The organism is Methylococcus mesophilus, assembly GCF_026247885.1.
Classification (GTDB): domain Bacteria; phylum Pseudomonadota; class Gammaproteobacteria; order Methylococcales; family Methylococcaceae; genus Methylococcus; species Methylococcus mesophilus.
Genome location: NZ_CP110921.1, coordinates 2,990,788 through 3,010,676, shown reverse-complemented (window position 1 = coordinate 3,010,676; position 19,889 = coordinate 2,990,788). Strand labels below are relative to the sequence as shown.

Sequence of the window (19,889 nt, the reverse complement as noted above, 5' to 3'; positions counted from 1 at the left end):
CATCCCAGTGCCCCCCCGATTCGCCCGAACCACCGGAGCGGCCCTATGCGGCCTATGGTGGGGTCTGGCCGCCGCCCAGCCGGACCTCGACCTGCGTGAAATCGCGCAAGGCATTTTCGTTCATCAGGGCCGGCACGAACTGCCCGACACGCACAACCGGGGGGAAATCGCCAACATCGGCTTCATCGCGGGCGAACGCTGCGTCGCCGTGATCGACAGCGGCGGAAGCCCCGAACAGGGCCGGGCACTCAAGGCCGCGATCGCCGCCCGCACTCCGCTGCCCGTGTGCTACGTGATCAACACCCACGTCCACCCGGACCACATCTACGGCAACCGGGCCTTCAAGGGGCCAGGCGTATCGTTCATCGGCCATCACAAGCTCGCTCAGGTAATGGCGATGCGGGCACCGTACTATATCGAAAAGGCTGCACGGGACCTGGGCTTTACCCTCACCGCCGACGACTTCGTGCCGCCGGACCAGCCGGTACAGGAATGGATGGAACTCGACCTCGGCAACCGAACGCTCAGTCTCACCGCCCACGGCCCTGCCCATACCGACAACGACCTGAGCGTCTATGATGCCAAGACCGGCACCTTATGGGCGGCCGACCTCCTGTTCATGGGGCATCTGCCGGTGGTGGACGGGAGCCTGACCGGCTGGCTGAAGGAAATCGAGCGACTGAAAGCCGTGCCGGCCAGACTCGCCGTCCCCGGCCACGGCCCGGCCGTCAGCGACTGGCCCCAGGCCATCGCCGCCGAGGAGCGCTATCTCAGCGGTCTCGCAACCGAGGTCCGCGCTGCGATCAAACAGCACAGGACGATGGAACAGGCCATGGAAAGCGTGGGGACTTCGATGCGGGGCGAGTGGCAACTGTTCGACGAATTCAACAAGAGGAACGTCTCGACAGCGTTCGCCGCGCTGGAATGGGAAGACGACTAACAGTATTCTCTAATAATACCCACCCGGAGATCATCACATGCAAGCTGGAATCGCCCCGCGTATTTGGCTCCTATTGGCAGGAATCGTTCTCTCCGCCCTGGCACAGGCGGCGGACCCGCAAGACGAAGGCGCATGGACAAGCGCACTGCGGAATCAGTATTTCGGCGACAAGCCGATCGAAGAAGGCAGCGGCGTCATCGAACTGACGGCGCCCTACCGCGCCGAGGACCCTGCCCTGGTTCCGCTCCAGATCACGGGCAAGATCCCGCAGACGCCGGAGAAATACATCAGACGCATCACCCTGATCATCGACAACAATCCCGTGCCCTTCGCCGCATCCTTCGACCTCACTCCGGCGACCGGCAAAGCCGACTTGGCGATGCGGGTACGCGTCAACTCCTATACCTATATCCGCGCCATCGCCGAGACCAGCGACGGCAAACTTTATATGAGCAAGGCCTTCGTCAAGGCCAGCGGAGGCTGCTCCGCCCCCCTCGGCTCGGACCTCGATGCCGCCATGGCACGGCTGGGGAAGATGAAGTTCCGCATGGACGGAGACAAGGCCTCGCTGGGACAAGCCAACGCCGTCCAGCTCCTCGTCAGCCATCCGAACATTACCGGACTGCAGATGGACCAGATTTCGCGCCTGATCAAACCCGCGCATTACGTCGAGGAAGTCAAGGTGAGCTTCAACGGGACTCAGGTCCTGACCGCCAAGACGGACATCGCCATCAGCGCCGACCCCAATTTCCGCTTCTATTTCGTGCCGGACAAGGCGGGCGAACTCAAAGCCGAAATCCGCGACAACCTGGGGAAAACCTTCACCGCCAGCCAATCGGTTACCGACTGATCAGGCGCAGGCCGCGGCAGCCGTCGCGGTCCCCTCCGCCAGCACCACCAGGCTGCGGTCGGGCAGGAACAGGCGCCGCTGGTCGGGCAACGGGCTTACCCCTTCGAATTCGCAAGTGTCGCAAGGCGATTCCACGGCGGTATCCACAGCCTTGATCCAGACTCCGCCCCGGAGCGTATCCGGCAGGCGGAAGCACAGCCCTTCCGCCGTCGGATTGAACAGCAGGCACAGCGGCTGCTCCTGCTCCCCCACGACACGAATGCAGCAACCCAAAGCTGTATCGGTCTGCCAGTCCGGCTGGCCGCCGGCCGGGTTGAACCAGAGGATATCTTCAGGCCGGTAGAATAGCTCCCGCGACAGCACCGGATGACGGGTTCGGAACGCGATCATCTTGCGGATGAACTCGAAGAAGGCCAGGTTTTCCTCCAGCAACCGCCAGTCGAACCAGGATATCTCGTTGTCCTGGCAGTAGGCGTTGTTGTTCCCGAACTGCGTCCGGCAGAACTCGTCGCCGCCCAGGATCATGGGAACCCCCCTGGACAGCAGCAGCGAGGCCATGAAGTTCTTCATCTGACGGCGGCGGATGGCATTGATTTCATGATCGCCGCTCGGCCCTTCACAGCCATAGTTGGCGCTGAAGTTATGGTCCGAGCCGTCCCGGTTGTCCTCCCCATTCGCGGTGTTGTGCTTGCACGCATAGCTGACCAGGTCGTTGAGCGTGAAGCCGTCGTGGCAGGTGACGAAGTTGATGCTGTTCACCGGCGCCTTGCCGGAATGCTCGTAGATGTCCGCGCTGCCGCACAGGCGGCTGGCGAAGGCCCCCGCCATGCCCGAATCGCCGCGCCAGTAGCGGCGCAAGTCGTCCCGGTATACGCCGTTCCATTCGCACCAGCGTTCGCCCGGGAAACGCCCTACCAGATAGGCGCCACCGGCGTCCCAGGCCTCGGCGATGAGCTTGACGTCGCGCAGGATCGGATCCTCGGCGATCAGCTCCAGCAGCGGCGGATTGGGCACCAGATGCCCGCTGCGGTCGCGCCCGAGGATCGACGCCAGATCGAACCGGAAGCCGTCCACGTGCATCTCGACCACCCAGTACCGCAGGCAGTCCAGAATGTAGTTGCGCACGACGGGGTGATTGCAGTTGACGGTATTGCCGCAACCCGAATAGTTGCGGTAACACCGGCGGTCTTCTTCCAGCAGGTAATAAATGCTGTTGTCCAGGCCGCGGAAATTCAAGATCGGACCGGTTTCATCCCCTTCCGCGGTATGGTTGAACACCACGTCGAGGAGGACCTCGATGTCGGCCTCGTGCAGGGCCTTGACCATGTGCTTGAACTCTTCCACTTGGCAGCCGGGGTAGGCGCCGGTTCCGTAGCCCGCATGCGGCGCCTGGAAGGCAATGGTGTTGTAGCCCCAGTAGTTCCGGAGCTTGTCGCCGGTGACGGGGTTGTAGCGGGTCACTTCGTAGGGATTGAACGCCTGCAGCGGCATCAGCTCGAGCGCGGTGATCCCGAGCTGTTTGAAATAGGGGATTTTGTCTATGACGCCGAGATAGGTGCCGGGATGCCTGACCGCCGACGAGGGATGAATGCTCAGTCCCCGTACGTGGGCCTCATAGATGACCAGTTCCGACCAATGATGCTTGAGCGGACGGTCGTTGCCCCAGTCGAAATGGTCCGCCGTGACCAATGCCTTTGCAGCCACGCCCCCCGGCCCGCCAACCGCGGCCCCCGAAAACTCCCAATGCTCCGGCGTCACCAGAGCCGTGGCGTAGGGATCGAGCAGCACCGCCTCGGGGTCGAAACGATGGCCCAGATGCGGCTCATGGGGTCCGTCGACCTGAAAGGCGTAAGCCAGGCCGCGGTGCGCACCGTGCACCGCCACATGCCAGATATCGCCGGTGCGGTGGTGATGGGGATCGAGATCGATGACCTGGTGAGGCTGGGCATGGCTCGGGTCGGCGAACAGCAGCAGGCGGACCCGCGAGCCATGGCGGCTGAACAGGGAGAAGTTAGCGTCCGTTCCCTGGAAATGAACGCCCAGGGGCAAGGGCGATCCCGTTGAGTAATCGAATTTTGCAGGCACCGTCATCGCAGCCGGACCTCGACCCAGACCGATCTTGAAAGACAAAGAAACGCGGCGAGCCGGAAGTGTATCATTAACCTTCCGCATGCCGGCTCCAACCGACGGGTCATTTTCCCAGAACGGTGCTCGGGAATTTTTTCCGCCGGCGCCGGTCTTATGTACTGCCATAGCCACCAAAAGAGTGGGCATGATGGCATCAAACCAACACCAACTCAGGAGAAATCAGATGGCTACAACAACCGTTGGCGGCATCGCCGCTGCCGACCGGCCGCTACTGGACAAGAAGTGGCTGGTTTTCGCGCTCGCTATCTACACCGTGTTCTACATGTGGGTACGCTGGTACGAAGGCGTCTACGGCTGGTCCGCCGGCCTGGACTCGTTCGCACCGGAGTTCGAAACCTACTGGATGAACTTCCTGTACACCGAGATCGTCCTGGAAATCGTGACGGCTTCGATCCTGTGGGGCTATCTGTGGAAGACCCGCGACCGCAACTTGGCCGCGCTGGCCCCGCGTGAAGAGCTGCGCCGCAACTTCACCCACCTGACCTGGCTGGTAGCCTACGCCTGGGCCATCTACTGGGGCGCTTCCTACTTCACCGAGCAGGACGGCACCTGGCATCAGACGATCGTGCGCGACACCGACTTCACCCCGTCGCACATCATCGAGTTCTATCTGAGCTACCCGATCTACATCATCACCGGCTTTGCGGCGTTCCTCTACGCCAAGACGCGTCTGCCGTTCTTCGCGAAGGGCATCTCGCTGCCGTACCTGGTGCTGGTGGTGGGTCCGTTCATGATTCTGCCGAACGTGGGTCTGAACGAGTGGGGTCACACCTTCTGGTTCATGGAAGAGCTGTTCGTGGCGCCGCTGCACTACGGCTTCGTGATCTTCGGCTGGCTGGCGCTGGCCGTCATGGGCACGCTGACCCAGACCTTCTACAGCTTCTCGCACCTGTTCGAACGCGAACTGTGCCCGGACATCCGCTGATGCCGGCGTAAGGCTCGCGGGGCAGCCGCCCCTTAAGAGTCTTACGGAAACTGCAAGACGGGCGCCGCTGTCCGGGCTTTAAGGCACGGATAGCGGCTTTTTTCGTTCCCGAAAAGGCAAACAGCCCGCCAGATGTCATTTGCATGACAACAGCCTCATTGTTACGATCACATTTCAATGCCCCGCGGCGCTTATCGGCCGATCGCTCCATGAACGCGCGACGATGCCTGCCGATCCCGCTCAGAAATCGCACCGGGATGAAAAAACAAGAAAAAAAACAAACCGCCCTGCGATGGGGAAAAGCCGCGGTCGGCGGACGCTGGGGAATGGTCGCCTGGGGCATCTCGGGCGCCAGCGCCATGGCGGTGGCCGTGTGGGGACTGCAAACCGTCGCCATCCCGCTCATCATGCTGAAAACCGCGTCCTGGGGAATCTGGGGCATCGGTGTTTTCAAGGAATCCAGAGCCAATCTGAAACTGGGCCGCGGCGGCAAATCCGCCCCGCCACGGCGCTGACGCCGCGCCATCGCCCTTTCAAGCTGGCGGCGGGCTTGCCCGATCCGCTAGACTAACCTCCCCACTCAGGTCCTCGGCACCATGCAGCAAGCACGGGACATCTTCTCGTATCGAAAATTCTGGGCCGCCCGCTTCGGCGTCGCCCCCCAATTGCCGTTGACGCGCGCCGAGATGGAGCAACTCGGCTGGGACTCCTGCGACGTCGTTCTGGTCACGGGAGACGCCTATGTCGACCACCCGAGCTTCGGCATGGCGCTGATCGGCCGACTGCTGGAAGCCCAGGGCTTCCGCGTCGGCATCCTGGCCCAGCCGGATTGGCACTCGGCCGAACCTTTCAAGGAATTCGGACGCCCCAACCTGTTCTTCGGCGTGACCGGCGGCAATATGGACTCCATGGTGAACCGCTATACCTCGGACCGCCGCATCCGCTCCAACGACGCCTATACCCCTGACGGCGCCGCCGACCGGCGACCCGACCGCTGCGTCCTGGTCTACGCCCAGCGCTGCCGCGAAGCCTACAAAGACGTGCCCATCGTGCTGGGTGGCATCGAAGCGAGCCTGCGCCGGGTCGCGCACTACGATTACTGGTCCGACAAAGTCCGGCGCTCGGTGCTGGTCGACGCCAAGGCCGACCTCCTGGTCTACGGCAACGGCGAACGCCAGGCGGTCGAGATCGCCCACCGCCTCGCCGCCGGAGAAACCGCCTCCCAGCTCACCGATATTCGCGGCACCGCCTTCGTCCGCCGCGACCTGCCCGAGAACTGGGGCGAGATCGACTCCACCACCATCGACCGACCCGGCGCGCTCGCTCCGCCGCTCGACCCTTACCAGGAATCGCCGGCTGGCTGCGCCTCGCCGGCCGCGGAAACCGGCGCCCCGGTCCGCTTCGACCGCCACGCCCGCAACGCCGCCAACACGGTGATCCGGTTGCCGGATTTCGACGCGATACGCGGCGATCCGGTACTGTACGCCCACGCTTCGCGGGTGCTGCACCAGGAGACCAATCCGCACAACGCCAGGGCTCTGGTCCAGCGCCATGGCACCAGCAACGTCTGGCTGAATCCTCCCGCCCTGCCGCTGACCACCAAGGAAATGGACCGGGTGTATGGCCTGCCCTACAGCCGGCTGCCCCATCGACGCTACGCCGAAGCGCGCATCCCCGCCTTCGAGATGATCCAGCATTCGGTCACCATCATGCGCGGCTGCTTCGGCGGCTGCACCTTCTGCTCCATCACCGAGCACGAAGGCCGGATCATCCAGAGTCGGTCGGAAGATTCCATCATCCGCGAGGTCGAGGCCATCCGCGACACCTCCCCGTCCTTCACCGGCGTGATCTCCGACCTGGGCGGCCCGACGGCCAACATGTACCGGCTGGCCTGCAAGAGCCGCGAGATCGAGGCGAGCTGCCGGCGGCCTTCCTGCGTCTATCCGGGCATCTGCAAGAACCTCGGCACCGACCACGGCCCGCTGATCCGGCTCTACCGCCGCGCCCGCCAGCTACCCGGCATCAAGAAGATCCTGATCGGGTCGGGGCTGCGCTACGACCTGGCCGTCACCTCCCCGGAATACGTCAAGGAACTGGTGACCCACCATGTGGGCGGTTATCTCAAGATCGCCCCCGAGCACACCGAGCCCGGGCCCCTTTCCAAGATGATGAAGCCTGGGATAGGCACCTACGACCGCTTCAAGGCGATGTTCGACAAGTACTCGCAGGAAGCCGGTAAAGAGCAGTACCTCATCCCCTATTTCATCGCCGCCCATCCCGGCACCACCGACGAGGACATGCTGAACCTGGCGCTGTGGCTCAAGAAGAATGGGTTCCGCGCCGACCAGGTGCAGGCTTTCCTGCCCTCGCCCATGGCCGTGGCCACGGCCATGTACCACAGCCGCAAGAATCCGCTGCACCGGATCTCGCGCACCAGCGAAACGGTGGAGACCCCGCGTAAGCTGACCCAGCGCCGGCTGCACAAGGCCTTTCTGCGCTACCACGATCCGGAAAACTGGCCGCTGCTGCGGGAAGCCCTGAAGCGGATGGGCCGCGCCGACCTGATCGGCAACGGCAAGCACCATCTGATCCCTGCCTGGCAACCGCAGGGTACGGGCGCCGCAGAGACCGGAACGAGCCAGAGACCCAAGCGGTTCCGGACCCAGCATGCCGGAGTTTCGCCGCAAGGCAGGAAACCGGCGCTCCGGAAGTTGCGAAAGGGGCACGGCTGAGCTCCCAAACCCCGGATTTCAAGCCAAGAAAAACGAAGAGGTCATCCGTCATGTGGGATTTCAATCTGCTTTCGGCCATGCGCACCCTCGAGAAGAGCATGGCCTTTGTTCTGCACCGCTGGCTCATCTATCTCGGCGTCGGCTTGGCCTATATCTTCGGCGCGATCATCGGCGCAGGCACGACCATCGGCGTCGGCTCGCTGAGTTCCAACCCGACCGCATTTGCCGCCGCGGGCGCATGGATCGGAATGGGCGTCGTCGGCTGGGTCCTGTACAAGTTCCGAAACGGCTTCCTGACCGGCGTTCAGGCCCGCAATGCCGCGCTGCTCGGCGCCGAAGCCCTGAAAGAGCCGATCCCCAAAGGCAAGGGGCAGATCGACTTCGCCCGCGGCCGGGTGGCAGAGCGCCTTCCCGCCCTGCAAGCACTGAGCCCGTTGATTGCGGCGATCCGAACGGTATCGTCCGCGCTTCCCGGCTGGAAGGAACCGCCGCCGCAAACCCAGCCGCAACGTTGGCTGCTCCAGGCAAAAGGCCTGCTTGCAACCACGGAAACACTGACCCTGCTCGGCTACCACTTCGCCCATCCGGCAAACGGCTTCGCCCGGTCCGCGCGGGATGGCCTGCTCATCCTGGCCGCGCATTTCCCGACAATCCTGCGCAACCGGCTGTACCTGTTCGGCTTCGGCTGGCTGGGGTGTTTCGCGACCTTCCCGGTTCTGCTGGTTGCTGTCCAGAGCATTCTGGCGGGGCTTCCGCTCGATCCCGGCCTATGGCCCTATGTGTTCGCCTTCCTGTTGGCCTGGACCATCAAGGCCGCTTTTCTGGATGCGATCGCCCTGGCCGCCATGCTCGACTTCTTCCTGAAGCTTCCCGAGCCCGAGAATGGCGCCGAACTCGCAGACGCCTTGGCGCGGGATTTCCCCGCATTCGCCGAAATCTGCGCCCAGGCGGAGCCATGAACGGCCGCCGGCTCCGCACGTCGTTGGCGTGAAGTTCGGCTTCCTCCCGCGGAAGCCTGGAATACGAAAGCCGCGGACACCTGCCGGTTTACATGGACAAAGAAAAGGTTATACTAATCAGTTTTTTACTTGCCGGGAGTATTCCATGCGTATCGAACAAGAAGCGCTGACTTTCGATGACGTCCTGCTGGTTCCTGCGTATTCGAACGTGCTCCCCCGCGACGTTTCCCTGACCACCCGGCTCACCCGGGGCATCCCACTGAACATCCCGCTGCTGTCGTCTGCCATGGACACAGTGACCGAAGCCCGGCTCGCCATCACCATCGCCCAGGAAGGCGGCATCGGCATCATCCACAAAAACATGACCGCCGAGCGTCAGGCCGCCGAGGTCCGGAGCGTCAAAAAATACGAAAGCGGCGTCATCAAGGAACCGATTACGGTGCCACCGACGGCAACCATCCGCGACGTCATGGAGCTGACACGGGCCCGCAATATCTCCGGCGTTCCCGTGGTGGACGGCGGCGAACTCGTCGGCATCGTCACCAGCCGCGACCTGCGATTCGAGACCCGCTACGACGAACCGGTCACCAAGGCGATGACGCCGAAGGAAAGGCTGGTCACGGTGCAGGAAGGCTCCAGCAAGGAGGAGGCCATCCGCCTGCTGCACCAGCACCGCATCGAGAAGGTCCTGATCGTCAACGAAGCCTTTCAGCTCCGCGGCATGATTACCGTGAAGGACATCCAGAAGTCCAAGGACTACCCGCAGGCCTGTAAGGACGAGTTCGAACGGCTGCGCGTAGGCGCGGCCGTCGGCACCGGCGCCGGCACCGAGGAACGGGTCGAGGCTCTGGTCGATGCCGGCGTCGACGTGATCGTGGTCGACACCGCCCACGGACACTCCCAGGGCGTGCTCGACCGGGTGCGCTGGGTCAAGACCCACTTCCCGCAGGTCCAGGTGATCGGCGGCAACATTGCCACCGGCGCCGCCGCCCGGGCGCTGGCCGAAGCCGGAGCCGACGCGGTCAAGGTCGGCATCGGCCCCGGCTCGATCTGCACCACCCGCATCATCGCCGGCGTCGGCGTGCCTCAGATCACCGCCGTCTCCAACGTCGCCCAAGCATTGGCCGGCACCGGCATCCCAGTCATCGCCGACGGCGGCATCCGCTACTCCGGCGACGTAGCCAAGGCCATCGCCGCCGGCGCCCACTGCGTGATGATCGGAGGGTTGTTCGCCGGCACCGAAGAGTCGCCCGGCGAAGTGGAGCTGTACCAGGGCCGCTCCTACAAGGCCTACCGCGGCATGGGCTCGATGGGCGCCATGGCCCAGCAGCAGGGCTCCAGCGACCGCTACTTCCAGGACAGCACCGAGGCCGAAAAACTGGTGCCGGAAGGCATCGAAGGCCGCGTCCCGCACAAGGGCAGCCTCATCGCCATCCTGCACCAACTCGTGGGCGGCGTCCGCGCCTCCATGGGATACACCGGCTGCCGCACTATCGAGGAAATGCGCGAGCACGCCAACTTCGTCCGGGTGACCACCGCCGGCATGCGCGAAAGTCATGTGCACGACGTGACGATCACCAAGGAAGCACCGAACTACCGCCTCGACTGATTCCGGACCCCAGAGCCCCCCGATGACCGACATCCACGCCCAAAAAATCCTGATCCTGGATTTCGGCTCCCAGTACACCCAGCTCATCGCGCGGCGGGTGAGGGAACTCGGAGTGTACAGCGAAATCCATCCCTACGACTGTGGCGACGATTTCATAACCGAATTCGCCCCGCAGGGCATCATCCTCTCCGGCGGCCCCGAGAGCGTAACCGGGACCGATACGCCCCGGGCGCCAGCCTCCGTGTTCACCCGCGGCGTGCCGGTGCTCGGCATTTGCTACGGCATGCAGACCATGGCGGCCCAACTCGGTGGCAAGGTGGAAGCCGTCGAACACCGCGAATTCGGCTATGCCCAGGTCCGGGCGCGCGGCCATTCGCAACTGCTGAACGAGATCGAGGACCACACCACCGCCGAGGGCTATGGGCTGCTAGACGTGTGGATGAGCCACGGCGACCAGGTCGTCGGCCTGCCGCCCGGCTTCAAGCTGATCGCCAGCACCGAGAGCGCGCCCATCGCCGGCATGGCGGACGAGGAACGCCGGTTCTACGCACTGCAGTTTCATCCGGAAGTCACACACACCCGCCAGGGCAAGCGCATCCTGGAACGCTTCGTACGCAAGCTGTGCCGGTGCGAGGTCCGCTGGACCACGGGCAACATCATCGAAGACGCCATCGCCAAGGTACGCTCGAAAGTCTGCGCCGAGCGCGTCGTGCTGGGCCTGTCCGGCGGGGTGGACTCGTCCGTGGTCGCCGCCCTGCTGCAGCACGCCATCGGCGAACAGCTGACCTGCGTCTTCGTGGATACCGGACTGCTCCGCCTGAACGAAGGCGATCAAGTCATGGCGACCTTCGCCGAACACATGGGCGTCCGCGTCCTCCGGGTCAACGCCGAAGAACGCTTCCTGGGCGCCCTCCAAGGCGTCGCCGACCCGGAAGACAAGCGCAAGATCATCGGCCGGCTGTTCGTGGAAATCTTCGACGAAGAAGCCGCCAAGATCGAAGACGCCCGCTGGCTGGCCCAGGGCACCATATACCCGGACGTGATCGAATCCGCCGGCTCCAAGACCGGCAAGGCGCACGTCATCAAATCCCACCACAACGTAGGCGGTCTGCCGGAGACCATGAAGCTGCAGCTGGTCGAGCCGCTGCGGGAGCTGTTCAAGGACGAAGTCCGCCAGATCGGCCTCGAACTCGGCCTGCCCTACGAAATGGTCTACCGCCATCCCTTCCCCGGCCCCGGCCTCGGCGTGCGCATCCTCGGCGAGGTCAGGAAGGAATACGCCGACCTGTTGCGCCGCGCCGACGCCGTCTTCATCGAAGAACTCTACCGCCACGACCTGTACGACAAGGTCAGCCAAGCCTTTGCTGTCTTCCTGCCGGTGAAATCGGTCGGCGTCATGGGCGACGGCCGCCGCTACGACTATGTGGTCGCGTTGCGCGCGGTGGAAACCGTCGACTTCATGACCGCCCGCTGGGCCCACCTGCCCTACGATTTCCTCGACTTGGTATCCCGCCGCATCATCAACGAAATCCCCGGCATCTCCCGGGTCACCTACGACATTTCGGGGAAGCCGCCGGCGACGATCGAGTGGGAATGAGCGAACCACGCTCTGACGAAATCTGGATGCGTCACGCCTTGGCGCTGGCCCAGACCGCCGAATCGGCGGGCGAAGTGCCGGTCGGAGCGGTGCTGGTCAAGAACGGCGAACTCCTGGGCGAAGGCTATAACCAGCCTATTTCCACCCACGACCCCAGCGCCCATGCCGAAATCATCGCCCTACGGGCTGCGGGGAAACGGCTGGGCAACTATCGGCTGGTGGATACCACGCTGTATGTCACACTCGAACCCTGCGCGATGTGCATGAGCGCGATCCTGCATGCCCGTGTCGGCAGGCTAGTGTTCGGCGCCGCCGATCCCAAGCGCGGCGCGGTGGTGAGCGCGCTCCGGCTGAACGAGGCCGAGTTTATGAACCACCGGGTCGAGCTGACGGAAGGCGTGCTGGCCGAGGAATGCGGCGAGCTGCTCCGGGATTTCTTCCGGAGCCGGCGCTAACCTTGCTCCGCCCGCTCGCCTCGCTTCTTCTCACTGAGGCGCACCAGCAGATCGTAGTAGTGGCGTACCCGGTTGACGTAATGAACCGTCAGTTTTCCCCGCGCCGAAGGATGGCGCGGACGTCCGCCGGAGCGTTTGGCGCCGACCAGCGGCAAGGCCTTCTTGACGTCTATCCATTTATTGGGGTCTCGCCCCATGCCCTTCGCCAAGCGGCGCGCGTTTTCGACGCTGCCTAAACCTAAGTTGTAGGCGGACAGCGCGAGCCAAGTACGGTCGGGTTCGGCGATCTCTTCCGGCAAGCGCGACCATACTTCCTTGAGGTAGCGCGCGCCGCCGTGAATGCTCTGCCCCGCATTGTTGCGGTCGACCCCCATTTCACGTGCCGTCGCGCCGGTAAGCATCATCATGCCGCGCACGCCTTCGGCCGACACGGCATTGCCGTCCCATTTCGATTCCTGGAAAGCCACCGCCGCAAGCAGCCGCCAATCCAGGCCGTGGCGTTCCCCCGCCTCGACGAAAGTCCTGCGGTATTTGCCCAACTGACGACCGTAAGACTTGCGCAGCGTGCGATCGAGGGCAGTATCGACGCCCTCGCGATGACCGAAGTGGCGATCAGCCAACTGATCGAGTCCTTTGTGCTCCCGCAAGTCGCGGAAGAAGTTCTCGGCCGCCCGCGCCAGGTATTCGCCCTCCGGGTCGGCGAACATCAACGCCAGCGCCCGCGAGCCGCAAACGCCGGCGCTTTCAGGGATGGCCCACCTCAACGCACGCACACTACGTTGCGGATATTCCGCAAGGGCGAGCCGTGGATTGAACTTCTGCGCGCTATTCTGCGCAATTCCCCGAAGGCCACCCGCAGCCGCCGCTATCCAGCCGCCGACCCGCGTAACCTCGGCGAACGGTGGAGGCTCGCCTTCGTCGACACTCGTCATCCCGACTTGCATTGCATCGCCGACACGGGCGGGGGAATGGGAAGGAACCGCCGCCAGATCAGCGTCGCCGTCGCCCAGCCGTTCCGCTATGCTTCGGGCCTGGACGGGAATGAACCGGAGCCTGACGCCAAGGTATTCGGCAAATTTCTGGAGGAGGTCGCGCTCGAAACCGGCCGGGCCCAAAGCCGTCCGGGACGAGGAGAAACGCTTGTTGCGGATCAGCACCCGGAGCTCTCCCGCCGCCCTGATCCTTTCGGATTGCGGCAGCTTGCGCTGCTCCGGAACCGGATTGCCGCAGCCGTAAAGCTGAGACACCAGTAGCGCCGCGACACCCGCGCCGAGACAGCGCTGGCGGGTACGGCGATTGAACTTGCGAAACAAAAGCCTGACTTGTCCGACTTTCAGAACGCCGTCCGCCATGAACTTTGAATTCATGTCACGCACCATTCGTATGTCTGTAACGAATTGGTTATAATATCATCGCTTGACGCGGAGAGGTACCGAAGCGGTCATAACGGCGCCGACTCGAAATCGGATGGTCGGGGAAACCCGGCACGAGGGTTCGAATCCCTCCCTCTCCGCCATACAGCATTCCCACAGCGTCCCATGTAGTCCCAGAACCCGCGTAATTGCGGGTTTTTTTGTTTATACTGCATCCCAGGCAGTCCCATGCTGTGCCCCCAAATCCCACCTTTCGCGGGGGCATATCTGGGGGCATGCTCCCTAGCGGTGAGAGTCGATGCCCCCAAATCGACGAAAGCCGCGCCGTTCCTGGAGGTGCAGACGATGTTGACCGATACCGAGATCAGACGGGCCAAGCCGAAGGAGAAGGCTTACAAGCTCTCTGACGAGAAAGGGCTGTATCTGGAGATCATGCCGAACGGCGCCCGGTACTGGCGGATGAAGTACCGCTTCGAGGGCAAGGAAAAGCGCGCGGCCTTCGGCGTGTATCCCGAGGTTACCCTAAAGGAGGCCCGTGATAAGCGTGACGAAGCGCGGAAGCTGCTGGCCCAAGGCATCGACCCCACCGAGCACAAGCGGGCCATAAAGGCAGCCAAGGCCGCGTTGACGGAGCACAGCTTCGAGGTGATCGCCAGGGAATGGCATCAAAAGGTGTCATCCGCCTGGACGCCCGGCCATAGCGAAAACGTGCTATCGCGGCTGGAACAGAACATCTTCCCCGCAATCGGCGACAAGCCCATTTCGACCATCACCGCCCCTGACCTACTCAAGACTCTGCGAGAGACCGAGTCCCGCGCCCCGGAAACAGCGCGCCGCCTGCGCCAGACCTGCGGCCAAATATTCCGCTACGCCATCGCCACCGGCCGGGCGGAACGCGACCTATCCGGGGACCTGCGCGGCGCCCTGACCCCAGCCGGCGCCAAACGGCACCATGCCAGCATCACGAAACCTGCGGAAATTGGTGATCTGCTGCGCAACATCGATGGTTATCACGGCTCAGTGGTCGTCAGGGCCGCTCTTCGGCTTGCCCCCCTGGTCTTTGTGCGGCCGGGAGAGCTGCGCCAGGCCGAGTGGTCGGAAATCAACTTCGAGGCGGCGGAATGGCGCATCCCTGGCCCCAAGATGAAGATGCGCTCCGTCCACGTCGTCCCCCTGTCACAGCAAGCCTTGACGGTTCTGCAGAATCTTCAGCCTCTCACCGGCCACGGCCGCTACGTGTTTCCTTCCGATCGCAGCCCCAAGGGTGACCGCTGCCTCTCAGAGAATGCCGTTCTGGCGGCGCTGCGGCGTATGGGGTACGAAAAAGGCGAGATGACCGGCCACGGCTTCCGCTCCATGGCGTCCACCTTGTTGAATGAACAGGGCTGGCACCGCGACGCCGTCGAACGCCAGCTTGCCCACGCCGAACGCAACGCCGTACGCGCCGCCTACAACTATGCCGAGCATCTGCCCGAGCGCCGTAAGATGATGCAGGCCTGGGCCGACTACCTGGACAGGCTCAAGCAAGGGGCCGACGTGATCGAGCTCGATGCGCGGCGGAAGGCTTGAAATCCCGGCCGGGCGGGTGATCCCGGCAAACCAAGCGGGCCGGAGCAGCGCGCCAACGCCGGGCCGGCCCTGACCACAAATCCACCTGATAAAGAGGTGAATCTATGGCTACTGAAGACGCTACCACAATCCAGGATAAAAACCGCCCATCCGAGCATTTCTTCGTCACCCTGCAAACGGATGAATTCACACCCGAGTTGCTACGGGGCGACAGACTTCTCATTGACCCATCTATCACGCCTAATCCTGGAGACTTTGTGATAGTCCAGAATCGCCAAAATCGCCGACTTGACCGCTACGAGGGCCAAGCCGGTGTGACTGGCGTGGTTTGCGAAGCTGTCCGTACAGTTCCTTATGGCAACGGAACGGCGTACCCGACAAACGTAATCAGGGCACTTTTGAAGGCCGGGCACGGCGAAGGTAACTTTCGCATCGATGAGGACGGCGCGATTTATGTATTTACATTAAATGTGAACGAGACCGTGCAGCGCTGGCATCTTTTCGGAGACATCGGCGCCGCCGATACCGAGCTTCGACTTGATGTGCTTGCGGCCGAGTTTGGCGAGGAGGAGCCCGCATGACCAGGCCAATTGAATAGTTTTTGTGAGATGAAATCGACCGATTGATATGTGATAACCGAGTTAAACCGCGCCTAGGCCGACGGGCCGAAACCGGGATACCTTCACCCGCTGGCGTGGTTCCTACCTTGAAGATATTCCGGGGAAGATCGGAATGCCAAAACCCAAGAGGTCCATGGCCATAGTTTCGCGCGACGGTTCGCGCTGCTTCGAAATCAAGTTCAGACAGTTTGAGAAAACCCCTGACGGCATAAAAGTATATGGCCCGATTTATCAAGGTGGCGAATTTCTCGGACTCGCAACAGGAACGCTAGACGGTGTTGACTTTTATGATAAGAAGCCGGGGAGGAAGGCGGGAGTATCGTACTCACGTCATCTATACGCGCTGGCGAGTCTTGCGGCACAAGTAGCACTGAACGATACACCAAGCCAAGCGGATACCCGTATTGCAGAAATCTTTGATGTGGACGTGCGCGACATTCGCAGAGCGCGCCGACATAAGGATTTTTTCGGAATGACAGCCCTGGCAAAAAAAGGCGAAGACGGTACGATCACCGCTGTTTTCTGGGACCGTACTATTCCCGAAGAGGAGCAAGTAGTCAAAACGCTTGCCTGGAAACCTCCCCACCCGCCGCGATTAGTCCCGGCAAGAGTCAGTTTTAACAGATAAGAAATTACTAATATAGCTGTTCCTAATTCGTCCCCTCTTTTTTGCGGAAAATCGATTCCAAAATCGTCCCCGTTATCCACAATCGCCCACGGGGGCACCATGAAAACCTATACCACCAATCCGGCCATACCGGCCGTCTTCCTCCTCCCGCTCGAACAGACATTGAAGCACGCCGGGCAATCGCGCTCCGCGTGGCACAGAGACATCCAGGCCGGACTTGCTCCAAAACCAATCAAGCTCGGCGTCTCCAGCCGTTGGCCGTCCGATGAAATCGACGCCCTGGTTCGCGCCCGGATCGCCGGCAAGTCCACCGACGAAATCCGTGAACTGGTCCGCCAGCTCCACGAGGCACGCACATCGGAGATAGGAGCGTGATCGACTCCATACTGTCGCGGCTTAAAGGCGTCCGAAAGACGGGCGCCGGTAAGTGGCTCGCCCGCTGCCCAGCTCACAATGACCGCAGTCCTTCCTTATCCGTCCGCCAGACAGATGACGGCCGCATTTTAGTCCATGACTTCGCCGGATGTTCAGTCGATGACGTGCTCACGGCAGTCGGATTAGGCATCAAGGACCTGTTTCCACCCCGCGATCCGCCGCCCAAAGGCTACCGGCCGCGCCTGGGCATTCCAGAACACCGCGCCCGCGATCTGATCGATCTCGCGGCGCGTGAGGCAACCATCTGTGCCCTGGTCGTTACTGATGTGATCGAAGGCCGCGGCACGAACGTTGCCGACTGCAGTCGCGCCAGGCGAGCGGTGGAGGTCATCGACGGAATCCGGCAAGAGGTGAACCATGGTCGTCACCGCTGAAGGAAGACTCGATGCGCTGGCTAACGAATTGCTTGGCGTTAACAAATCAGGTTCAGATTTGCTGAAAACAGCCGTATCAGCCGTATCAGACGTGCAAGCCACGGACGACGGGGATTCCAGCGGATACGGCAGCGAAAGTGCGGACGTATCAGCCGTATCAGAGACGGAGGACGGCGAAGCCCGGTCCCCCATTCCCAACGAATCCGAGCGTCCGAAGTTCATAGTGTTGGACGACTGGACCGAGCACGGCGGGCGCAAGCATCGGCCCGGCGTCTGGTTCTTCGGCGTCAAGCCCGGCAAGAACGATGGGCCCGCCACCCTCACGGACCAGTGGGTTTGTTCACCGCTGCACGTCGAGGCCATCACCCATGATGCGGCCGAGGGCAATTTCGGGCGGCTGCTGCAGTTCAAGAACACCTTGGGCCACTGGCGGGAATGGGCCATGCCCATGGAGCTACTGCGGGCTGATGGTGCCGATCTGCGCGGCGAGCTGCTGGCGATGGGCTTGCAGATCGACCCAGGCTCCCACCGCCTGCTGGGGCAGTATCTCCAAGCGGTAACCCCGAAGCTGCGCATCACCTGTGCACTTCAAACCGGCTGGTCGGGTTCGTCGTTCGTGCTACCGGACACCGTGATCGGGCCGTCCGCATCGGGTGTGATCTTCCAATCCGGCGAGCGCGGGCACGACGAGTATACGGTAGCGGGCACGCTGGATGGCTGGCAAACCGAGATTGCCGGGCGAGCTGCCGGTAACCCCTTACTGATGCTGGCGCTGTCCGCCGCTTTCGCCGGCCCCCTGTTGGCGCGCTGCAACGCCGAGTCCGGCGGGCTGCATTTCGTCGGCGACTCATCCACCGGCAAGACCACCTTGCTTGAGGCTGCCTGTTCCGTCTGGGGCGGGCCGGGCTACAAACGAAGCTGGCGCGCGACCGCGAACGGCATGGAAGGCGCGGCGGCGCTATTCAATGATGGCCTGCTGGCGTTGGATGAAATCTCGGAATGCGATCCCCGAGAGGTGGGCGCAATCGTTTATGCCTTGGGCAACGGGCGGGGTAAGCAGCGAGCCAGCCGAAGCGGCAGTGCGCGGGGCGTGGTCCGCTGGCGCTGCCTGGTCATGTCCAGCGGCGAGCGTACCATCGCCACCACAATGGCCGAGGGCGGGCACCGAGCCAAGGCGGGCCAGGGCGTGCGGCTGCTGGATGTGCCGGCGGGCCGGGCGCATGGATGCTTCGACGCGCTGCACGGCTTCGAGTCCGGCGCGGCGCTGTCTGACGCGATCAAGCGGGCGGCGGCGGTTCACCACGGCCATGCTGGGCGCGCCTTCCTGGAACGAGTCACGCGCGATACCCGCGACTTCTGTACCTACCTCGAACGACTCAAGGCCCTGCCGATCTGGGACGATCCCGGAGAAGGCCAGGACAAACGGGCGGCGGCGCGGTTCGCCCTGCTGGCGCTGGCCGGCGAGCTGGCGACCGAGTACGAGGTGACGCCGTGGGCGCTGGGCGATGCCACCCAAGCGGCGGCGGAAGGCTTCCGGTTATGGCGATCCGCACGTGGCCGGGGCAACGACGAACGCCGGCAAGTACTGGAGCAGGTTTCAGCGTTCATAGATCGCCACGGCGATGGCCGCTTTTCTTACGCCGATGGTGGAAACGATCCAGTGATTCGGGATCGGGCTGGCTGGTGGAAGGACGGGCCCGGCGGGCGCATCTATCTGTTCACGGCGGACGGGCTGCGCGAGGCGCTGAAGGGCTTCGACTTCAAGCGGGCGCTGGACGTGCTGGAGCAGGTCGGGGCACTACCGGCGGCCGGAGCGGATGGTAAGCGGGCGCGTTTCTATCGGATCGGAGGCAGGGGCGTGAAGCTCTATCCAATCGCTTCGGATACGCTGGAGGGCGACCATGACGCTTGAAACGCTTCTGACTTTGCTCGAAACAGAGGTATCAAGGGTATCTTGGGTGCAAGCCACGAATGGCGCGGCTTCCAGCCGATACCCCAAGCAGGGAGCAAGGGTATCAGGGGTATCAAGATCGGCACGCCCACCCCTGCCTGATACCTCTGATACCTCACCAAAAAAGCAGGGGTATCAGCCGGAAGCCTTGCTGCACAAGGGCTGCACCCTTGATACCTGTGATACCCCGAAAAAAATCGAAGCCGAGAGTAATGCACGAAACCGCCGGGCCGTGATCCGGTTCCGCCTGAAGGCGGACCAGGGTGGCGGCGTTGCCGTGGGCGAATGTTCCGCCGATGAACTGATGGGCGATCTGCGGCAGCGGTACTGTCTGCGCTTGGGAGCTTACGAGGTGGTCCGATGATCCCTGAGTCGATTTCCCTCACTGAGCTATGGCGGCGCGGCTTCCTGGTGGCCGAGGACGGAACGCTGTTGAAGGCCAGCCAGTTTCTTACCATCCGACCACGAGGCGACGGGACAGCAGACGCCTTCACAGAAGGGCGCTCCCGGCGGGTGATCCGCTGGCCGTTCGTCATCGGCCAGGACGCGGATGAGCCGCCATGAGCCATAGGAAATGAAATTCGGCAAATTTCCTGTGGGGTGTGGTTGAAGCCCAGCAACCACGCGGGTTGGACGTGGCATAGGTAGGAAATCCATGGGAACCCTGCGACTAGCCAAACCTCGCGCAGTGCGTCACCCGTATGGCGTAAGTCTTCGGGAAGGA

At 63.0% G+C, this 19,889-nt stretch carries 19 protein-coding genes and 1 tRNA gene; 18 read left to right on the top strand and 2 right to left on the bottom strand.

Annotated elements, in window-relative coordinates; genetic code table 11:
- Positions 1-7: 7 nt before the first annotated feature.
- On the top strand, positions 8-940 hold the full coding sequence (locus OOT43_RS14335; RefSeq protein ID WP_266021248.1) for a quinoprotein relay system zinc metallohydrolase 2: 933 nt from the start codon (positions 8-10) through the stop codon (positions 938-940).
- Positions 941-977: 37 nt separating this feature from the next.
- The gene (locus tag OOT43_RS14330) at positions 978-1,790 is read left to right on the top strand and encodes a quinoprotein dehydrogenase-associated SoxYZ-like carrier (protein WP_266021247.1); all 813 of its coding nucleotides are present in this window, start codon (positions 978-980) and stop codon (positions 1,788-1,790) included.
- On the opposite strand, the gene glgX is transcribed toward OOT43_RS14330, so the two are convergent.
- Complete coding sequence (glgX, locus tag OOT43_RS14325) at positions 1,791-3,881, bottom strand: glycogen debranching protein GlgX (protein WP_266021246.1); 2,091 nt, start codon at positions 3,879-3,881, stop codon at positions 1,791-1,793.
- A 220-nt stretch (positions 3,882-4,101) separates the two neighbouring features.
- Here glgX and amoC point away from each other — a divergent pair, with 220 nt between their 5' ends.
- From amoC to tadA, 7 genes are all read left to right on the top strand, one after another.
- Entirely contained in the window at positions 4,102-4,863 is a 762-nt protein-coding gene (gene amoC / locus OOT43_RS14320; protein WP_266021245.1) for a bacterial ammonia monooxygenase, subunit AmoC, read from the top strand.
- A 257-nt stretch (positions 4,864-5,120) separates the two neighbouring features.
- The gene (locus OOT43_RS14315) at positions 5,121-5,378 is read left to right on the top strand and encodes a hypothetical protein (protein ID WP_266021244.1); all 258 of its coding nucleotides are present in this window, start codon (positions 5,121-5,123) and stop codon (positions 5,376-5,378) included.
- An 81-nt stretch (positions 5,379-5,459) separates the two neighbouring features.
- A complete protein-coding gene (locus OOT43_RS14310) occupies positions 5,460-7,595 on the top strand; it encodes a YgiQ family radical SAM protein (RefSeq protein WP_266021243.1) in 2,136 nt (711 codons plus the stop codon).
- Positions 7,596-7,645: 50 nt separating this feature from the next.
- Positions 7,646-8,554, top strand: coding sequence for a hypothetical protein (locus OOT43_RS14305; protein WP_266021242.1), 909 nt, complete (start codon positions 7,646-7,648; stop codon positions 8,552-8,554).
- Between the two features lie 145 nt (positions 8,555-8,699).
- Entirely contained in the window at positions 8,700-10,163 is a 1,464-nt protein-coding gene (gene guaB, locus OOT43_RS14300; RefSeq protein WP_266021241.1) for an IMP dehydrogenase, read from the top strand.
- A gap of 22 nt (positions 10,164-10,185) precedes the next feature.
- Positions 10,186-11,760, top strand: coding sequence for a glutamine-hydrolyzing GMP synthase (guaA, locus tag OOT43_RS14295; RefSeq protein WP_266021240.1), 1,575 nt, complete (start codon positions 10,186-10,188; stop codon positions 11,758-11,760).
- Positions 11,757-12,215 carry a tRNA adenosine(34) deaminase TadA gene (tadA, locus tag OOT43_RS14290; protein WP_266021239.1) on the top strand — a complete coding sequence of 153 codons (459 nt, stop codon included), beginning with the start codon at positions 11,757-11,759 and terminating at the stop codon, positions 12,213-12,215. The genes guaA and tadA overlap by 4 nt, the downstream gene beginning before the upstream one ends.
- Here the strand turns inward: tadA and OOT43_RS14285 are convergent.
- Complete coding sequence (locus OOT43_RS14285; RefSeq protein ID WP_266021238.1) at positions 12,212-13,582, bottom strand: transglycosylase SLT domain-containing protein; 1,371 nt, start codon at positions 13,580-13,582, stop codon at positions 12,212-12,214. The two genes, tadA and OOT43_RS14285, sit on opposite strands and share 4 nt — an antisense overlap.
- A gap of 56 nt (positions 13,583-13,638) precedes the next feature.
- On the opposite strand from OOT43_RS14285, the gene OOT43_RS14280 reads away from it, so the two are divergent.
- The 9 genes from OOT43_RS14280 (at position 13,639) to OOT43_RS14240 (ending at position 19,729) form a co-directional block, all read left to right on the top strand.
- Positions 13,639-13,731 (top strand) — tRNA-Ser (locus OOT43_RS14280).
- 202 nt (positions 13,732-13,933) lie between these two features.
- Positions 13,934-15,157, top strand: a complete 1,224-nt coding sequence (locus OOT43_RS14275; protein ID WP_266021237.1) for a tyrosine-type recombinase/integrase — start codon at positions 13,934-13,936, stop codon at positions 15,155-15,157.
- Positions 15,158-15,261: 104 nt separating this feature from the next.
- Positions 15,262-15,738, top strand: a complete 477-nt coding sequence (locus tag OOT43_RS14270) for a S24/S26 family peptidase (RefSeq protein ID WP_266021236.1) — start codon at positions 15,262-15,264, stop codon at positions 15,736-15,738.
- A gap of 172 nt (positions 15,739-15,910) precedes the next feature.
- Complete coding sequence (locus OOT43_RS14265) at positions 15,911-16,405, top strand: hypothetical protein (RefSeq protein WP_266021235.1); 495 nt, start codon at positions 15,911-15,913, stop codon at positions 16,403-16,405.
- Between the two features lie 99 nt (positions 16,406-16,504).
- On the top strand, positions 16,505-16,780 hold the full coding sequence (locus OOT43_RS14260) for a helix-turn-helix transcriptional regulator (protein WP_266021234.1): 276 nt from the start codon (positions 16,505-16,507) through the stop codon (positions 16,778-16,780).
- Complete coding sequence (locus OOT43_RS14255; protein ID WP_266021233.1) at positions 16,777-17,214, top strand: DNA primase; 438 nt, start codon at positions 16,777-16,779, stop codon at positions 17,212-17,214. Before OOT43_RS14260 ends, OOT43_RS14255 begins: the two co-directional genes overlap by 4 nt.
- A gap of 91 nt (positions 17,215-17,305) precedes the next feature.
- Complete coding sequence (locus tag OOT43_RS14250) at positions 17,306-19,126, top strand: DUF927 domain-containing protein (RefSeq protein ID WP_266021232.1); 1,821 nt, start codon at positions 17,306-17,308, stop codon at positions 19,124-19,126.
- Complete coding sequence (locus OOT43_RS14245; protein WP_266021231.1) at positions 19,116-19,529, top strand: hypothetical protein; 414 nt, start codon at positions 19,116-19,118, stop codon at positions 19,527-19,529. Before OOT43_RS14250 ends, OOT43_RS14245 begins: the two co-directional genes overlap by 11 nt.
- Positions 19,526-19,729, top strand: coding sequence for a hypothetical protein (locus tag OOT43_RS14240; RefSeq protein WP_266021230.1), 204 nt, complete (start codon positions 19,526-19,528; stop codon positions 19,727-19,729). Before OOT43_RS14245 ends, OOT43_RS14240 begins: the two co-directional genes overlap by 4 nt.
- Positions 19,730-19,889 lie beyond the last annotated feature (160 nt).